This window comes from Saccharothrix sp. ALI-22-I, from assembly GCF_001984175.1.
Lineage (GTDB): Bacteria > Actinomycetota > Actinomycetes > Mycobacteriales > Pseudonocardiaceae > Actinosynnema.
The window spans coordinates 847,539-863,399 of the sequence record NZ_MTQP01000066.1 but is presented as its reverse complement, the minus strand read 5'-3'; the positions used below and the strand labels follow the sequence as shown (position 1 = coordinate 863,399).

16 protein-coding genes are annotated in these 15,861 nt (G+C 70.2%); 9 read left to right on the top strand and 7 right to left on the bottom strand.

Annotated elements, in window-relative coordinates; genetic code table 11:
• The 5 genes from ALI22I_RS32280 to ALI22I_RS32260 all read left to right on the top strand — a co-directional run.
• On the top strand, positions 1-326 hold a 326-nt coding region (locus ALI22I_RS32280), incomplete at its 5' end, for a Scr1 family TA system antitoxin-like transcriptional regulator (protein WP_238598687.1).
• 60 nt (positions 327-386) lie between these two features.
• Complete coding sequence (gene pgsA, locus ALI22I_RS32275) at positions 387-995, top strand: phosphatidylinositol phosphate synthase (RefSeq protein WP_077009268.1); 609 nt, start codon at positions 387-389, stop codon at positions 993-995.
• The gene (locus ALI22I_RS32270) at positions 992-1,924 is read left to right on the top strand and encodes a phosphatidylinositol mannoside acyltransferase (RefSeq protein ID WP_077009267.1); all 933 of its coding nucleotides are present in this window, start codon (positions 992-994) and stop codon (positions 1,922-1,924) included. Before pgsA ends, ALI22I_RS32270 begins: the two co-directional genes overlap by 4 nt.
• Positions 1,921-3,042, top strand: coding sequence for a glycosyltransferase family 4 protein (locus ALI22I_RS32265; protein WP_077009266.1), 1,122 nt, complete (start codon positions 1,921-1,923; stop codon positions 3,040-3,042). Before ALI22I_RS32270 ends, ALI22I_RS32265 begins: the two co-directional genes overlap by 4 nt.
• Positions 3,039-4,016, top strand: coding sequence for an NUDIX hydrolase (locus tag ALI22I_RS32260; protein ID WP_077009265.1), 978 nt, complete (start codon positions 3,039-3,041; stop codon positions 4,014-4,016). The genes ALI22I_RS32265 and ALI22I_RS32260 overlap by 4 nt, the downstream gene beginning before the upstream one ends.
• A gap of 12 nt (positions 4,017-4,028) precedes the next feature.
• On the opposite strand, the gene ALI22I_RS32255 is transcribed toward ALI22I_RS32260, so the two are convergent.
• Positions 4,029-4,403: a PH domain-containing protein gene (locus ALI22I_RS32255; RefSeq protein ID WP_077009264.1), complete on the bottom strand. Its 375-nt coding sequence runs from the start codon at positions 4,401-4,403 to the stop codon at positions 4,029-4,031.
• A 166-nt stretch (positions 4,404-4,569) separates the two neighbouring features.
• Here ALI22I_RS32255 and ALI22I_RS32250 point away from each other — a divergent pair, with 166 nt between their 5' ends.
• Positions 4,570-4,992, top strand: coding sequence for a hypothetical protein (locus ALI22I_RS32250; RefSeq protein ID WP_077009263.1), 423 nt, complete (start codon positions 4,570-4,572; stop codon positions 4,990-4,992).
• A gap of 42 nt (positions 4,993-5,034) precedes the next feature.
• On the opposite strand, the gene ALI22I_RS32245 is transcribed toward ALI22I_RS32250, so the two are convergent.
• From ALI22I_RS32245 to ALI22I_RS32225, 5 genes are all read right to left on the bottom strand, one after another.
• Positions 5,035-5,562: a DUF4240 domain-containing protein gene (locus ALI22I_RS32245; protein ID WP_077009262.1), complete on the bottom strand. Its 528-nt coding sequence runs from the start codon at positions 5,560-5,562 to the stop codon at positions 5,035-5,037.
• Positions 5,563-5,736: 174 nt separating this feature from the next.
• Positions 5,737-6,729, bottom strand: a complete 993-nt coding sequence (locus ALI22I_RS32240) for a TIGR03842 family LLM class F420-dependent oxidoreductase (RefSeq protein ID WP_077009261.1) — start codon at positions 6,727-6,729, stop codon at positions 5,737-5,739.
• A gap of 10 nt (positions 6,730-6,739) precedes the next feature.
• A complete protein-coding gene (gene hydA, locus ALI22I_RS32235; RefSeq protein WP_077009260.1) occupies positions 6,740-8,125 on the bottom strand; it encodes a dihydropyrimidinase in 1,386 nt (461 codons plus the stop codon).
• The gene (locus tag ALI22I_RS32230; protein ID WP_077009259.1) at positions 8,122-8,964 is read right to left on the bottom strand and encodes a nitrilase-related carbon-nitrogen hydrolase; all 843 of its coding nucleotides are present in this window, start codon (positions 8,962-8,964) and stop codon (positions 8,122-8,124) included. Before ALI22I_RS32230 ends, hydA begins: the two co-directional genes overlap by 4 nt.
• The gene (locus ALI22I_RS32225; RefSeq protein WP_077009258.1) at positions 8,961-10,475 is read right to left on the bottom strand and encodes an NCS1 family nucleobase:cation symporter-1; all 1,515 of its coding nucleotides are present in this window, start codon (positions 10,473-10,475) and stop codon (positions 8,961-8,963) included. The genes ALI22I_RS32230 and ALI22I_RS32225 overlap by 4 nt, the downstream gene beginning before the upstream one ends.
• Positions 10,476-10,821: 346 nt before the next feature.
• Here ALI22I_RS32225 and ALI22I_RS32220 point away from each other — a divergent pair, with 346 nt between their 5' ends.
• A complete protein-coding gene (locus ALI22I_RS32220) occupies positions 10,822-11,274 on the top strand; it encodes a hypothetical protein (RefSeq protein ID WP_077009257.1) in 453 nt (150 codons plus the stop codon).
• A 13-nt stretch (positions 11,275-11,287) separates the two neighbouring features.
• On the opposite strand, the gene ALI22I_RS32215 is transcribed toward ALI22I_RS32220, so the two are convergent.
• Positions 11,288-12,937, bottom strand: coding sequence for a PucR family transcriptional regulator (locus tag ALI22I_RS32215; RefSeq protein ID WP_077009256.1), 1,650 nt, complete (start codon positions 12,935-12,937; stop codon positions 11,288-11,290).
• A 107-nt stretch (positions 12,938-13,044) separates the two neighbouring features.
• Here ALI22I_RS32215 and ALI22I_RS32210 point away from each other — a divergent pair, with 107 nt between their 5' ends.
• Positions 13,045-14,319, top strand: a complete 1,275-nt coding sequence (locus ALI22I_RS32210) for an aspartate aminotransferase family protein (RefSeq protein ID WP_077009255.1) — start codon at positions 13,045-13,047, stop codon at positions 14,317-14,319.
• Entirely contained in the window at positions 14,316-15,821 is a 1,506-nt protein-coding gene (locus ALI22I_RS32205) for a CoA-acylating methylmalonate-semialdehyde dehydrogenase (protein WP_143532538.1), read from the top strand. The genes ALI22I_RS32210 and ALI22I_RS32205 overlap by 4 nt, the downstream gene beginning before the upstream one ends.
• The last annotated feature ends 40 nt before the right edge of the window (positions 15,822-15,861 follow it).

Genomic DNA, 15,861 nt, shown 5'->3' with positions numbered 1-15,861 from the left:
GCGCGTTGCGCTGGCGCATGGGGTCGGCCGACCTGATGTGCGAGCAGATCGACCACCTCACGCAGATCATGCGAAGACCCAATGTGCAGCTCGGCGTGGTGCCGTGGACGGCGGACGCGAACATGGTGGCCCTGCACGGGTTCCAGGTCTACGACGAGCGTGTGGTGACGTTGAGCGTGCTGACCGGCAACGCGACCATCACCGACCCGCACGACGTGCGCGAGTACCTGGCGCTGTTCGGCAGGCTCGAACGGCTGGCGGTGCGCGGCGACGCGCTGGAGGACCTGCTGGAGCAGATCTCCAGGGACCACCGCAAGCTCGGCTGAGCTGGGTGGTTAGGCTGCCGGGGACCACTTCGTCCCCGTCGGTAGGTGCCTCGCCACCCCATGCTGAACATCTTCGCCCGCGCCTCGGTTTCGCGCGTCACCGATCCGATCGGGAGGTGGCTGCTCCGCCGCGGCCTCACCCCGAACACCGTCACGGTGCTCGGCACCGTCGGCTCCGTCGCCGTGTCGCTGTGGTTCATCCCGCGCGGACAGCTGTTCACCGGCGCGGCGCTGGTCACCGTGTTCGTGCTGTTCGACCTGATCGACGGCGCGATGGCGCGCGCGCAGGGCGGCGGCACGAAGTTCGGCGCCGTGCTGGACGCGAGCTGCGACCGCATCGCCGACGGCGCGCTGTTCGCCGCCATCGCGTGGTGGGCGTTCGACGCGGACGAGCGGGGCCTGGCCGCGGCGACGCTAGTGTCGCTGGTCGGCGCGCAGGTCACCTCGTACGTGAAGGCGCGCGCCGAGGCGTCCGGGCTCTCCGCCGACGGCGGGCTGGCCGAACGCGCCGAGCGGTTCATCGTCGCGCTGGTCGGCGTCGGCCTGCACGGGCTCGGCGTGCCCTACATCCTGCCGATCGCGCTGTACCTGCTGGCGGCGCTGGTGACGATCACCGTGGTGCAACGCATCCTGGCCGTGAGCCGCGCCGCGAAGGAGTTCGGGACGTGAAAGAACGGCTGGCCGACCTCGGCTACGCGGCCGGTTGGCGCCTGGTGCGGCTGCTGCCCGAGAAGGTGGCCCGAGGTCTGTTCGACGCGGTCGCCGACCGGGCCGCGAAACGCGGCGGCGGTGGCGTCCGGCAGCTGCGGGCCAACCTGCGCCGGGTCGTGCCGCAGGCGGGCGAGGCGGAACTGGACGAGCTGGTCCGGCTGTCGGTGCGCTCCTACGCGCGGTACTGGCGCGAGGCGTTCCGGCTGCCGTCGCTGGACCTGAAGGCCGCCTACGCCGAGTGCGACCGGACCATGAGCGGCGTCGAGAACCTGGACGCGGCACTGGCCGAGGGCCACGGCGCGGTGATCGCGCTGCCGCACTGCGGCAACTGGGACATGGCCGGCGTCTGGCTGGTCGGGCACTGCGGCACGTTCACCACCGTCGCCGAACGGCTCAAGCCCGAATCGCTCTACCGGCGCTTCATCGCGTTCCGGGAGAGCCTCGGTTTCGACGTGGTGCCGCTGACCGGCGGCGACCGCAACCCGGCGCTCGTGCTCGCCGAACGGCTGCGCGCGAACAAGGTCGTCTGCCTGCTGGCCGACCGCGACCTCACCGCGGGCGGTGTGCCGGTGACGTTCTTCGGCGAGCGCACGATGATGCCCGCCGGTCCCGCGCACCTGGCCGCGACCACCGGCGCGGCGCTGATCCCGGCCGGTCTGTGGTTCACCGAGGACGGTTGGGTCATCCGGCTGCACCCGCCGATCCGGGTCGCCGGCACGGCCAGCGTGCCGGCCGCGACCCAGCAGATGGCCGATGTGTTCGCCGCCGACATCGCCGCGCACCCCACCGACTGGCACATGATGCAGCAGCTGTGGGTGGCCGACCTGCCGGAGAGCAGGCAGAAGGCGCTGCGCCGGGTGCTGGCCCGCCGGGGGGAAACAGCGTGAAGGTCGGCATCGTCTGCCCGTACTCCTTCGAAGTACCCGGAGGCGTGCAGGCGCACGTGGTCGACCTGGCGCGCGCCCTGCGCGGTCTCGGGCACGAGGTGGAGGTGCTGGCGCCCGCCGACGACGACACACCCGTGCCGGAGTTCGTCACGTCCGCCGGCCGCGCGGTCGGCATCCCGTACAACGGGTCGGTGGCGCGGCTGTCGTTCGGACCGGTGTCGTTCACCCGGGTCCGGCGGTGGATCGCCGAACACGACTTCGACGTGCTGCACCTGCACGAGCCCACCGCGCCGTCGCTGTCGATGCTGGCGCTGATGGTGGCCGACGGGCCGATCGTGGCCACCTTCCACACCTCCACGCCGCGCTCGAAGATGCTGTCGGCGTTCCAGGTGGTGCTCCAGCCGTTCCTGGAGAAGATCACCGCCCGCATCGCGGTGTCCGCGCTGGCCCGGCGCGTGCAGGTGGAGCACCTGGGCGGTGACGCGGTGGAGATCCCCAACGGCGTGGACGTCGGGTTCTTCGCCGACGCGGCGCCGTTGGACGGCTACCCGCGCCCCGGCGGCACGGTCGGCTTCGTCGGCCGGTTCACCGAGCCGCGCAAGGGCATGCCGGTGCTGCTGGACGCGTTGCGGGCGCTGGACCTGCCGGACGTGCGGCTGCTCGTGGTCGGGCGCGGCGACCAGGAAGAGCTGTGCAAGCAGGCGGGACCGGAACTGGCGTCGCGGATGGTGTTCCTCGGCATGGTGGACGACGAGACCAAAGCGCGTGCCCTGCGCAGCGTGGACGTCTACTGCGCGCCCAACACCGGGGGCGAGAGCTTCGGGATCATCCTCACCGAGGCGATGTCGGCGGGGGCGGCGGTGGTGGCGAGCGACCTGGACGCGTTCCGGCGCGTGCTGGACGACGGCAAGACCGGCGTGCTGACCCCGGTCGGCGACCCGGACGCGTTGGCGACGGCGTTGCGGGGCCTGCTGACCGATCCGACGCGGCGGGCGGACTACGTGGACGCCGCGCGGCAGCGGGTGATGATGTTCGACTGGTCGGTGGTGGCGGCGCAGGTGCTGCGGGTCTACGAGAGCGCCATGGCGGCCGACCCGCGCCAGGTGGGTGAGGCGTGACCAGTTCCGGCGTCGCGACGACGTTCCTGGTGCTGTTGGGGTTGGCGGTGCTGATCGGGCCGTGGACGCTCGGCACGGCCAACCGGCTGGACCGGCTGCACGTGCGCACGGACGCGGCCTGGGCGGCTCTCGACGCGGCCCTGGCGCGGCGGTCGGTGGTGACGCGAGCGGTGGCGGTGGTGTGCGGCAAGCCGGACCTGCGTGCGGCGGCGGACCGGGCGGAGCGGGCGGCGCGGGCCGACCGTGAGGCGGCGGAGAACCGGCTTTCGGCGTTGTTGGAAGCGCTCGACCGGACGGTGCTGGAGCCCGCGCTGGCAGCCGAGCTGTCCGACGCCGAACAGCGGGTCGTGCTGGCGCGGCGGGTGCACAACGACGCCGTGCGCGACACGTTGGCGCTGCGCCGGCGGCGGTCCGTGCGGTGGCTGCGACTCGCGGGCACCGCGCCCACGCCGTCGTACTTCGAGATCGCCGAGCCGGAAGTGGACGTCGAGTCGTCCACGACCCAGCGCGTGGCGGCGCGGGTCGTGCTGCTGGACCCCGAGGACCGCGTGCTCATGTTCGAGGGCTTCGACCCCAGCAAACCGGACGAACTGTTCTGGTTCACCGTCGGCGGCGGGGTCGAGCCGGGGGAGGAGCTCCGGGCGGCGGCGGTGCGCGAGGTGTTCGAGGAGACCGGCGCGAAGATCGCCGCCGACGACCTGGTCGGCCCGGTGTGGAAGCGGCACGCCGTGGTCACGTTCGACGGCGTGACGTTGGCGGCGACCGAGTGGTTCTTCGTCGCGCGGGTGACCGCCGGCCTGGAGTTGGACACCTCGGGGTTCAACGCCATCGAACAACAGACCATCCGCCGCCACCGGTGGTGGTCGGCGGAGGAACTCGCGTCCACCGACGCGACCGTGTACCCCGTGCAGCTCGCCGAGATGCTGCCCGGCGCCCTGACCGAGTGGGACGGCACCACTCGTTCGGTGCGATGACCCGGCCCGTGGCTAGAGGATGAACGTGGCGATCATCTGGCCCAGCAACCGCACGTCGGCGTGACCCTTGAACTCCAGCCGCACCTGACCCAGGCCGCTGAACCACAGGTCCATCTCGGTGTCCATGTCGAACGTGCCCGCCGTCTCGATGGAGAACGCCTGCACCCGGCTGTAGGGCAGTGACGTAAAGTCCTTCTTGCGGCCGGTCATGCCCTGGACGTTCACCGCGATCACCCGCTTGTTGGTGAACACCACGAAGTCCCGCACGGTCTTGAAGCTCGACACGATCTGCTCGCCCTGGATCAGGATCGGCGACACCTGCGACGCGATGTCCTCGGGCCGGCACGGCGCCAGCTTGAACACTGACTGCTTCTCGAAGTCGATCACCCGTTCGACGGTAGCACCGGGTGCACCGGTCCGCGTCAGGGTTGCCCCGGAGGTGGGCCCTGATCACCGGTGTTCGAGTCAAGTGTGATCGGTTGATCATGAGTGGTGCTCACGTGTTAACTCTCCTGGTCGCCCGAATGGGTGAGTGGAAGATTGAGGGAGAACCGTGCGTTTCATCATCAAGGCACTGACGTCGATGGCCCTCGCGCTGAGCGTCGTCGTCGGTGTCGGCGCGACGCCCGCGTTGGCGGAGTCGTCGGGTTACGACATCTACGAGACCAACGGCACGAGGCACGCCCGCGTGTGGGGCACCATCACATGGCAGAGCGCCAAGAGCTTCAACATCGCCAGGGCGAACATCTCGGACCTGGCCTGCGACAGCCAGCCCGTGTTCTGGTACATCGACGTCGACTACCGCTGGACCGGTCAGGAGCGCACGCTGAACTCCGGCTGCAACACCTCGACCTACTGGACCAACGTGCACGCCAGCGACATCGACAACATCCGGTGGATCACGATCTACGTCTGCCGCGACACGTTCATCCCCGAGTGTGACAGCAAGGCCTACCGCAACCCGCTGGCACCGTGAGGTGACCTCCGGGGCGTGGGTTCACCACGCCCCGGACGTGCGTCAGGACGTCCAGCCCGCCGGGTTGGAGAACGATTCGCGCGAGATGCCCGAGCCGGTCTTGGGGAAGTCGCCGAACCGGTTGGCGTGCAGGTGGGCGAAGAAGTAGCACAGCGACTGGAAGGTCGCGTCCTCCACGGCCACGCGCGGGTCGCGCGCCACAGCCTCGTAGAACTCACGGCCCAAGGCGACGATGAAGCCCCGCGTGTACAGGAACCCGTCGTCCGAGCCGTCGGTGACCGCGTGCACGTCCTTGCGGTCGATCTCGTACAGCTTGCGCTCCACCACGCGGTCCAGGGCGATGAGCTCCTCGCTCGTCACGTCGGCGACCGCGTCCTTCAGGTTCACGAGCACCGCGTCCAGGTGCTCCTCCAGCTCGGCGACCACGTCGAAGGCGGCGAACTCCTCATCGGACGGATCGCGCTTGGTCAGCGCCGCACGGGCTTCGTTCGCCTCGGGGCCCACGCCCGCCCACGCGGTCTCCAGCAACGCCCAGAAACGGGCCTCTTCAGCAGCGGTCGGAAGGATCATGCGGCGACGCTAGCAACGAGGTCCGACAATCCCGGCCCCGCCCAGCTCTGAACGCTTCGCAAGGGTCCCCGCCAAGGGGAACCCTTGCAGCGATTCTACCGACGGGGTCCGACAAAACCGGGTGGCCGAGGTCGGGGGGTGCGCGGGCCGAGGTCGAAACACCCCCCGATCGGGTCACACTCGGCCGATCACCTCGTGCCCGTACGCGGCGAGGGTCTTGTCCTTGTCGTCGTGCATCAGATAGAGCGCGAAGTTGTCCACACCGATCTCCCGCAGCTCCTGCAACCGGTCCACGTGCGCGGACGCCGGGCCGAGCAGGCAGAACCGGTCCACGATGGAGTCCGGCACGAAGTCGGTCGACCGGTTGCCCGCCTTGCCGTGGTGGGAGTAGTCGTAGCCCTCGCGGCCCTTGATGTACTCCGTCAGAGCCGCCGGCACCGCACCCGAGTCGCCGTAGCGCGCGACCAGGTCGGCCACGTGGTTGCCGACCATCCCGCCGAACCAGCGCAGCTGGTCCCGCTGGTGCGGCAGGTCCGTGCCCACGTACGCGGGCGCGGCCACGCACATCGTGATGGCCGACGGGTCACGGCCCGCGGCCACCGCCGCTTCCCGCACCGACCCGATCGTCCACCGGGCGATGTCCGGGTCGGCGGTCTGCAGGATGAACCCGTCCGCCTGCTCGCCGACCATCTTCAACGCCTTGGGCCCGTACGCGGCCATCCACATCTCCAGCTTGCCGTCGCGCACCCACGGGATGCGCACCGGTGTGCCGTGGTGCTCGACCTCGCGACCCTCGGCCAACTCCTTGATCACCGTCATGGCCTGACCCAGGGTCGCCAACGACGCCGGTTTCTGCCCGATCACCCGTCGCGCCGAGTCGCCACGCCCGATACCGCACACCGTGCGGTTGCCGAACATGTCGTTCAACGTCGCGAACAGCGACGCGGTCACCGACCAGTCCCGGGTGCTCGGGTTGGTCACCATCGGGCCGATGGTCAGTTCTTTGGTCGCCGCCAGCACCTGCGAGTAGATGACGAACGGCTCCTGCCAGAGCACTACCGAGTCGAACGTCCAGCCGTTCCGGAAACCGTTGTCCTCCGCCGCCTTCATCCCCGCGACCACGTCCCGCGCGGGCGGGTCGGTCTGGAGCACTACACCGAAGTCCACTTTCCGCCTCCTACACCAGGTACTGGTTCAGCTCGCGGGACAGGAACTTCCCGTGCCCGGTCGCACCGCGGAAACCACCGGAGTCCACGACCACCCGGCCACGCGAGAGCACCGTGTCGACCTTGCCGGTGATCTCCATGCCCTCGTACGCCGAGTAGTCGACGTTCATGTGGTGAGTGGCCGCCGAGATGACCTGCTGCGCGGCGGGGTCGTACACCACGACATCCGCGTCCGCGCCGGGCGCGATGATCCCCTTGCGGGGGTGCAGGCCGAACATCCGCGCGGGCGTGGTGGAGCAGATCTCCACCCACCGCTCAAGGGTGATCTCGCCCTTCACCACACCCTGGTGCAGCAGGTCCATCCGGTGCTCGACGCCCGGCATCCCGTTGGGGATCTTGGAGAAGTCCCCGCGACCCATCTCCTTCTGGTCCTTGAAGCAGAACGGGCAGTGGTCGGTCGACACCACCGACAGGTCGTTGGTGCGCAGGCCGCGCCACAGCTCCGACTGGTGCTCCTTGGGCCGCAGCGGGGGAGAGGCGACGTACTTCGAACCCTCGAAGTCCGGCTTCGCCAGGTCCTCCAGCGACAGGTACAGGTACTGCGGGCACGTCTCGGCGAACACGTTCTGCCCCGTGTCGCGCGCCTTCGTCACCGCGTCCAACGCCTGCGCGGCGGACAGGTGCACGATGTACAGCGGCGACCCGGTGACCTTGGCCAGCGTGATCGCGCGGGACGTGGCCTCGCCCTCCAGCTCGGCGGGCCTGGTCAGACCGTGTTCGACCGGGTCCGTGCGGCCCTGCGCCAACGCCTGCGCCACCAGCTGGTCGATCGCGATGCCGTTCTCCGCGTGCATCATGATCGTCGCGCCGGTCTCCCGGGCCTTCTGCATGGCGCGCAGGATCTCGCCGTCGGTGGCGTAGAAGACACCGGGGTAGGCCATGAACATCTTGAACGTGTTCACGCCCGCGTCGATGCAGGACTCCATCTCCTTCAACGACGTGTCGTTGACGTCGGAGACGATCATGTGGAACCCGTAGTCGATCGCGCAGTTGCCGTCGGCCTTGGAGTGCCACTTGTCCAGTGTGGACAGCAGCGAAGTGCCCTTCACCTGCACGGCGAAGTCAATGATCGTGGTGGTACCGCCCCACGCCGCCGCGATCGTGCCGGTCTCGAAGCTGTCGGCGGAGAACGTGCCGCCGAACGGCATCTCCATGTGGGTGTGCGCGTCGATGCCACCGGGGATGACGTACTTGCCGGTCGCGTCGATGACCTCGTCGGCGTCCAGCGGGAAACCCGGCGTCAGCAGGGCGGCGATCTTCTCGCCGTCCACCAGCACGTCGGCCGCGACGGCGCCGGTCGCGTTCACGACCGTGCCGCCCTTGATCAGGATGGTCATGGCTTCACCAGCGATTCGTACGTGTCGGGGCGGCGGTCGCGGTAGAACGCCCACAGGTCGCGGACCTCGGCCAGCAGGTCCATGTCCAGGTCGCGGACCACGATCTCCTCCTCCGTGTCGGAGGCCGCCTCACCCACCAGCTGACCGCGCGGGTCGGCGAAGTACGTCTGCCCGTAGAACTCGTTGTCGCCCAACGGCTCCACGCCGACGCGGTTGATCGTGCCGACGTAGTACTCGTTCGCCACGGCCGCCGCGGGCTGCTCCAGCCGCCACAGGTACTCCGACAGACCACGGCTGGTCGCCGACGGGTTGAACACGATCTGCGCGCCGTTGAGCCCGAGCGCGCGCCACCCCTCCGGGAAGTGCCGCTCGTAGCAGATGTAGACGCCCACCTTGCCCACGGCGGTGTCGAACACCGGGTAGCCGAGGTTGCCGGGCTTGAAGTAGAACTTCTCCCAGAACCCCTTCACCTGCGGGATGTGGTTCTTGCGGTGCTTGCCGAGGTACGTGCCGTCCGCGTCGATCACCGCGGCGGTGTTGTAGTACACCCCCGGCTGCTCCTCCTCGTACATCGGCACGACCAGCACGACACCCAGCTGCTCGGCCAGCTCGCACATCAGCTCGGTGGTCGGACCGTCGGGGATGCCCTCGGTGTAGGAGTAGTAGTCCGCGTCCTGCACCTGGCAGAAGTACGGCCCGTAGAACAACTCCTGGAGGCACACGACCTGCGCGCCCTGCGACGCGGCGGAGCGGACCGCCTCGACCGCGTTCGCGATCATCGACTCCTTGTCGCCGGTCCACTTCTGCTGCACCAGACCTGCTCGGACGATGTTGCTCACGCGTTCTCCCTCCGTGGCGTCAACGCCAGGTAGACGAGCATGCCGCCGACCATGCCGACGACCCAGTTGTAGTCGTAGAGCGGTTTGAGGAACGGGATCAGCCCGTCGGCCGGGAACGGCCCGCCGTACGCGCCGCCGACGGAGAGCACGGCGCCCACCAGCGTGGCCACCACCGCCCGCCAGTTCCAGCCTGCCTTGAACCAGTACGCGCCCCGTCCGGACAGGTACAGGTCCGGCAGTTCCAGCTTGGTCCGGCCGAGGATCCAGTACCCGGCGATGAACACGCCGGCCACGGACCCGAGCAGGCCGCCGTAGAAACCGAGCCAGGAGAAGATGTAGATGCCCGGGTCCGAGATCAGCCGCCACGGCTGGATCGCGACGCCGATCACGCCGGTGATCAGGCCGCCCACCGCGAACGTGATCTTCTTCGGGAACGCGTTGGAGAAGTCGTACGACGGGCTCACCACGTTCGCCGCCAGGTTCGCCGACACCGTCGCCAACACCAGCGCCACCAGGGCCACCAGCACCACGGCGGTGCTGTCGAACCGGCTGGCCAACGCGGCCGGGTCCCAGATCGCCTCGCCGTACAGCGCCATCGCGCCGGACGTGGTCAGGATCGCCACGATGGCGATGAACGACATCGTGGTGGGCAGGCCCAGGATCTGGCCGACGACCTGCTTGCGCTGGCTGCCGCCGAACCGGGTGAAGTCCGGCATGTTCAGCGACAGCGTCGACCAGAACGCGATCATGCCCATCAGCGACGGGAAGAACACCTTCCAGAAGTCCGCGCCCCAGCCGAGCTTGGACGGCTCGGACAGGATCGGGCCGAACCCGCCCGCCTTGATCGCCACGTACCCGAGCAGGATCAGGAAACCGACGCTGACCAGCGGCGCGGTCCAGTTCTCGAACCGCCGGATGGCGTCCATACCGCGCCAGATGATCAGCATCTGCACCACCCAGAAGCCCAGGAAGCACAGCCACAGCGTCCACACCTGGCCCAGCACGACCGGGGCGTTGACCCACCCGTCACCGGCCAGCCGGCCGACGATCACGTGCAGCGCCAGGCCGCCGACCCACGTCTGGATGCCGAACCACGCGCACGCGATGAACGCGCGCAGCAACGCCACCAGGTTCGCGCCGCGGATCCCGTAGAACGCCCGGGCGAACACCGGGAACGGGATGCCGTACTTCGTGCCCGCGTGGCTGTTGAGCAGCATCGGGACCAGCACGATGAGGTTGCCCAGGGTGATGGTCAGGAACGCCTGCACCCAGTCCATCCCCAGCGCCACCAGGGACGCGGCGAGCGTGTAGCTGGGGATGTTGTGCGCCATGCCCATCCACAGCGCGAAGAAGTTGTACGTCGACCAGGTGCGCTGCTCCAGCGGCACCGGGGCCAGTTCCGGGTTGTAGTGCGGGCTGTCCGCGATGGCGGAGTGATCACGAAGCTCGACGCGGCCGTCGGGATCGGCTGTGACCTGGGTTGCCTGGGCTGCGGCGGGGTCAAGGACCATCAGTCACTTCCCTGTTACGCTCGTGAAACACCCTTTGTACGGGCGATTCGGCGCGATTTCCATCCCGGCATCCTCCGGTCGGCCCGCGTGCGTCGGGAGTGGCAAAGTGTCCACGCTTCCCATGATCAGCGCACACTGTGCCCATTGCCACCCCAGGCCCTGGTCAATGCGGTCCGCGCGGCCCTCGACCGGCTCTCGAACGGCCGTTCCCGCCTGCCCCGGACGTCCGAGGAGCACTCACGGATCGTGATCGACAGATCACCTGATCGAGCGGCTACGGAAGTGCGCGGTTTCGGTCGATGCCATAAAGGTCAACTTGCAGGTCCCCAACCAGGTTAGGAAAACCGTGTCTGGAAACCGCACGCGCGGACTCCTGCGTGCCGCCGCCCTGCTCGCCGTCGGTACCTCTCCGCTGCTCGCGTCCGCCGCGTCCGCAGCCGAGGCCCCCACCGACATCGTGGACGGCAAATTCGGCAATGCCCCCGAGATCGGATTGGACGCCACCAAGCCCGCCACCGACCTGCTCAGCGGTCAGGCCGTGAAGCTGCCCGCACCGCTGCCCGCACCACTGCCCGGCAGCGCGCCGGACATCCGGGCGCCGCAGGTGGCGGCCCCGGCCGCGATCGAGGCCCCGGCCGCGCCGAGCCTGCCGGCGGTGGGCGACGCGCTCGCGCCGCAGGCCCGTACCCTGCCCGCGGCCCCGGCGCTGCCGGGCGTGCAGCCGCCGGCCGTGGGCCCGGAGGCGCCCGCCCTCCCCGACCTGGGCGCGCTGCCGGCGCAGGCGCCGACGCTGGGCTAGCCGCAACGTCGGACTACGTCGTGGACGTGGGCGGGCGGGGCGCCTGAGGGTCCCGCTCGCCCATCTCCTGCACCAGCAACGCCACGTACAGCGAGAGCACCGACTCCGGGTCCTCCAAGGACACCCCGAGCACCTGCTCGATCCGGCTCAACTGCTGGTAGTACGCGGTCCGGGAGAGGTGGGCGGCGGCCGCAGCGGCGGATTTGTTGCCGCCGTGCTCGCAGAAGCAGCGCAGCAGTTCCAGCAGCCGACTGCCCTGGGCACCGTCCCGCGACAGCAGCGACCCCAGCTCGCGGTCCGCGAACGCCAGCACCCGTTCGTCCTCGCGCAGCAGGTGCAGCAGCCCGCGCAGCCGCACATCGTCCAGCCGGTGGTAGAGCCGGGTTCCCGGCGACCGCAGTGCCGCGCCCGCGACGTGCGCCGCCTCGCCCAACGACCGCCGCACCTCCGACAGCGTGGTCACGGTCGTGCCGACGGCCACCACCACGGGCAGCGCGTGCGGTGTCGCCGCCGCCCTCCCGTGCACCTCCCGCGCCAGCCGCCGCAGCACACCGTCCAGACCGGCCTGCGGCGGCAACGACAGCAACGCCCGCACGCTCGTGTCGTCGACGACGCCGACCAGCGCGGGCACCATCACCCGCCGAGCCGCCAGCGCCGTCGCCTCGGCGAGGTCCCGCAGCACCTCCTGCGAGGCCAACGCCTGCGCGGGCGCGGTGGCCGTGCCCGGCCGGATCGCCACCCCGATGAGCTGCCGCCGTTCCAGCGGTACGCCGAGCGCCGCCGCCCGTGTCGGCAGGTCATGTGGCGGCTGGCCGAGCAGCTGGGTGAGCAGCGTGCGGTGGGTCTGCCGTTCCAACGACTCGCGGTCCCGCGCCACCAACCGGTGCACGGCCAACGCCGACGCCGCGCGTTCGGCCACCACGACGTGCCGGTGCGGCGGCGCCTCCGGGCTGAGCAGCACCAGCCGCCCCCAGTCCGCGCCCCGCGCGCCGACCACCGTCACCAGCCACCCGGTCTGCTCGTGGTAGGCGGTCCGCTCGGACACGGCCACCGCCCGTGACCGCTGCCCCCAATCGGCGAGCAGCGCGGTCGGGTCCTGCCCGGCCGCGTCGTAGGCCAGCACCTCGTGCCCCAACGTCTCCAGCACCACCGGCAGCCCGGCGGTCCGGGCCACCTCGCGCAGCACCTCGGCGGGCTCGGCCCCGGCCACGGTCAACGCGGTGAACGCCTCGTGCACCTGCTCGGCCGCCCGCAGCTCGGCCAGTTGCGCGTCCACGATCAGCGCCACCACGGCCTCGGTCACCGACACGAACCGGGTCTCCCGCGCCAGCGTGACCAGCGGCAGCCCGTGGTGCTCGGCGGCGGTCACCAGCGCGCCCGGCACCTCGTCGCTCCACCGCCGCCCCAGCTCCACGACCAGCCCGGACGCCCCGACGGACGCCAGGTCGGCGACGTACTCGCGCAGCCCCGCCGGGTCGTCGGGCAGCACGATCCCGGTGGTCAGCACCAGCTCGCCGCCGCGCAGCAAATGCGCGATGTCGGCCACCTCGGCGACGTGCACCCACCGCACCCGCCGGCCCATCCCGGCCGTGCCGGCGACCACGGCGGGCTGCCCGCGCCGGACCACCGACAGGGCGAGCGCTTCGGCGACCGTGGGGTACATGGACACAACGTAATGCGCCAGGCCCGAAAGCGGTACAGGTTGTCCATGGCGGCCTACCGCACCGCCGACCACACTCCTGTAGTCAGGGACTACGACCGGAGGACGCGATGGGACACGAGGAGTTGCTGGCCCGGCACCGCGCCGTGATGCCCGACTGGATGGCCCTCTACTACGACCGGCCGATCGAGCTGGCGAGCGCGAGCGGACGCCGCGTCACCGACCGCGAAGGCCGCACCTACCTGGACTTCTTCGCCGGCATCCTGACCAACGCCATCGGCTACGACGTGGCCGAGATCTCCGACGCGATCCGGTCCCAGCTGGCGACCGGCGTGCTGCACAGTTCCACGCTCTACCTGATCCGCTCGCAGGTGGAGCTGGCGGAGAAGATCGCCGAGCTGTCCGGCATCCCGGACGCCAAGGTGTTCTTCACCAACTCCGGCACCGAGGCCAACGAGACGGCGCTCATGCTGGCCACCCAGTTCCGCCGCAGCGACCAGGTCCTCGCGCTGCGCAACTCCTACCACGGCCGCGCGTTCGCCACCGTCGCCATCACCGGCAACCGCGCGTGGTCGGCGTCCTCGCTCAGCCCGGTGAAGGTCAGCTGGGTGCACGGCGGCTACCGGTTCCGCAGCCCGTTCAAGGACCTCTCCGACGCCGACTACGTCAAGGCGTGCGTGGCGGACCTGCGCGAGGTGATCGAGACGACGACCGCGGGCGACGTGGCGTGCATGATCGCCGAGCCGATCCAGGGCGTCGGCGGGTTCTCCTCGCCGCCGGACGGGTTGTTCGCCGCGTTCAAGGAAGTGCTGGACGAGTACGGCATCCTGTTCATCTCCGACGAGGTGCAGACCGGCTGGGGCCGTACGGGGGAACACTTCTGGGGCATCCAGGCACACGGCGTCACGCCCGACGCGATGACGTTCGCCAAGGGACTGGGCAACGGTCTCGCGATCGGCGGCGTGGTCGCGCGCGGTGACCTCATGGACTGCCTGACGGCGCACTCGCTGTCCACGTTCGGCGGCAACCCGATCTCCACGACCGGCGCCCTGGCCACGCTGAACTACCTGCTCGACCACGACCTGCAGGCCAACGCCGCCAAGCTCGGCGCGCGGCTCATCGACGGGTTGCGCAACATGGCGGCGGACCGGCCGGCGGTCGGGGACGTGCGCGGCAAGGGCCTGATGATCGGCGTCGAGCTGGTCGGCCCGGACGGCGCGCCGGACGCGGCGAAGGCGGTCGCGGTGCTGGAGGGCGCGCGGGAACGCGGGCTGCTGGTGGGCAAGGGCGGCCTGTACGGCAACGTCATCCGCCTCGCCCCCCCGATGACGTTGACCGAGGACGAGGTCGAAGAGGCGTTGGGCATCTTGGAGGACGTGCTGTGAGCATCTCGCCCGGACGGATCACACACTGGATCAACGGCAAGCCGTGGCACGGCGAGAGCGCGCGTTCCGGCGACGTGTACGACCCGGCGACGGGGCAGGTGGCGACGCGGGTCGACTTCGCCGACGTGTCCACTGTGGACGAGGCGGTGACGGCGGCACGGTCGGCGGCCGCGTCCTGGCGCAACGCGTCGCTGGCGCAGCGGTCCACCGTGATGTTCGCGTTCCGCGAGCTCCTCAACGCCCGCAAGGGTGAGCTGACCGCGATCGTCACCGCCGAACACGGCAAGGTGCTGTCCGACGCGGCGGGGGAGGTGCAGCGCGCGCTGGAGGCCGTGGAGTTCGCGTGCGGCATCCCGCACCTGCTCAAGGGCGGGTTCAGCGAGAACGCGTCCACCAAGGTCGATGTGTACTCGATCCAGCAGCCGCTGGGTGTGGTCGGCGTGATCTCGCCGTTCAACTTCCCGGCCATGGTGCCGCTGTGGTTCGTGCCCAACGCGATCGCGTGCGGCAACGCGGTGGTGCTCAAGCCGTCGGAGAAGGACCCGTCGGCATCGAACTTCATCGCCGAGCTGTTCGCCGAGGCCGGGTTGCCGGACGGCGTGCTGAACGTCGTGCACGGCGACAAGGTGGCGGTCGACCGGATTCTCGAACACCCGGACGTGAAGGCGGTGTCGTTCGTCGGGTCCACACCCATCGCGCGGTACGTCTACGAGACCGGCACGCGGCACGGCAAGCGCGTGCAGGCGCTGGGCGGCGCGAAGAACCACATGGTGGTGCTGCCGGACGCGGACCTGGACCTGGCGGCGGACGCGGCGGTGTCGGCCGGGTTCGGGTCGGCGGGGGAGCGGTGCATGGCCATCTCGGTCGTGGTCGCGGTGGACCCGGTCGGCGACGAGCTGGTGTCGAAGGTCGTGGATCGCATCCGGAAACTGCACGTCGGCGACGGCCGCCGTCCGGGCTGCGAGATGGGCCCGCTGGTGACCGGCGCGCACCGCGATCGCGTGGCGTCCTATGTGGACGCCGGTGAGGCGGAAGGCGCGTCGCTGGTGGTGGACGGGCGGGGGCACCTGATCGACGGCGCCGCGGACGGGTTCTGGCTCGGACCGACACTCTTCGACCACGTCGGCACGGACATGTCGATCTACCGGGACGAGATCTTCGGTCCGGTGCTGTCGGTGCTGCGGGTGCCGACGTACGACGACGCGCTGGACGTGGTCAACGCCAACCAGTACGGCAACGGCACCGCGATCTTCACCAACGACGGCGGCGCGGCGCGGCGGTTCCAGAACGAGGTCGAGGTCGGCATGGTGGGCGTGAACGTGCCCATCCCGGTGCCGGTGGCGTACTACTCGTTCGGCGGGTGGAAGGACTCCCTGTTCGGCGACTCGCACGCGTACGGCCCGGAAGGCGTGCACTTCTTCACCCGCACCAAGGTCATCACCGGCCGGTGGCTGGACCCGTCACACGGCGGGGTGAACCTCGGCTTCCCGCAGAACACCTGAGCAGGCCGGGGGCCGGGCCGGTTCGGTGTCCGGCCCGGCT